Origin of the sequence: Streptomyces sp. NRRL WC-3742, from assembly GCF_000720635.1 — a bacterium.
Classification (GTDB): domain Bacteria; phylum Actinomycetota; class Actinomycetes; order Streptomycetales; family Streptomycetaceae; genus Kitasatospora.
The window spans coordinates 1-779 of sequence record NZ_JOCF01000175.1; the positions used below are offsets into that span (position 1 = coordinate 1).

The window sequence follows — 779 nt, forward strand, 5'->3', positions numbered from 1 at the left end:
ACGGACGGCACCCTGCACCTCCAGACCCTGGTCGCCGGAAAGGTCTACGAGGACCAGCGCAACACCGACGGCACCTGGACCGGAGCCAACCTCCTCGACGGCAACGGAAGCATCACCGCCATCTGCGGCACCGGCCTGGCCGACGGAACACTCCACCTGGAAACCGTGCTCTGGGGCAACGTCTACGAGAACCAGCGCAACACCGACGGCACCTGGACCGGAGCCAACCTCCTCGACAACAACGGCCACATCACCGCCATCTCCGCCGCCGGCTTCCTCAAGTGACCCCGACCATCAGTGGAGCGTCCGTCATGTCGACCATTTTCCGAAAGCATCGTCTCGCCGTCCCGCTGGTCCTCGCAGCTGCCCTGGGTATCTGGTCGAACCCCTCCGGGGGGACGGCGCACGCAGCCTCTCTCAGCACCTGGGACAAGGTCGCCCAGTGCGAGAGCGGTGGCAACTGGAGCGCCAACACCGGCAACTCCTACTACGGCGGCCTCCAGTTCGCCGCCTCCACCTGGAACGCGTTCGGCGGGCAGCGGTACGCGCCCTACGCCAACCAGGCCACCAAGGTGCAGCAGATCATCATCGCGCAGAAGGTGCTGGCCGCCCAAGGACAGAACGCCTGGAGGGACTGCGGCCCCAAGTCCGGGCTGGGCGCTGACAAGGCGGACCCGTTTCTGATGCGGCTTGACACGGTGGTGGCGGGCAATGTGTGGGACAACCAGCGGAACACGGACGGCACCTGGACCGGTGCGGGCATGATCGATGCCGGCGGG

At 66.9% G+C, this 779-nt stretch carries 1 protein-coding gene and 1 pseudogene; both read left to right on the plus strand.

Annotation, left to right across the window (positions count from 1 at the left end; all coding sequences use genetic code 11):
- Positions 1-285: pseudogene (locus IH61_RS0139910) on the plus strand (hypothetical protein); the annotation flags it as partial.
- Positions 286-311: 26 nt separating this feature from the next.
- Positions 312-779: transglycosylase family protein (locus IH61_RS45440; protein WP_199823450.1), on the plus strand; the 468-nt coding region annotated here is incomplete at its 3' end.